Source organism: Pseudomonas sp. AC463 (assembly GCF_979253585.1).
The window spans coordinates 1-266 of the sequence record NZ_CEEDDZ010000696.1; the positions used below are offsets into that span (position 1 = coordinate 1).

At 69.5% G+C, this 266-nt stretch carries 1 protein-coding gene; it reads left to right on the plus strand.

What is annotated here, in order from left to right; genetic code table 11:
* Positions 1 to 266: beta-xylosidase family glycoside hydrolase (locus AC0IYH_RS31975; RefSeq protein ID WP_471838306.1), on the plus strand; the 266-nt coding region annotated here is incomplete at both ends.

Consider the following 266-nt stretch of genomic DNA (forward strand, 5'->3'; position numbering starts at 1 on the left):
GGGACAGACGGTACCCTTCACCGCGAAGGCGCCGAGCCTGCCGGCCTCGACCGCAAAGCTGCCGACCGCCGGCGACTTCGGCTATATCGACGAATTCGCGGGCGACCGGCTGGCGATGCAGTGGATCGGTATCCGCAACCCCAAACAGGCGTTCTACCGCGTCGCGGGCGGCGACCTGATCCTCCCGCCGGGGCCACGGATCGGCGACCTGGCCAGCGTTCCGGCCTTCGTCGCACGCCGCCAGCAGCACCACGTCGCTACGGTAT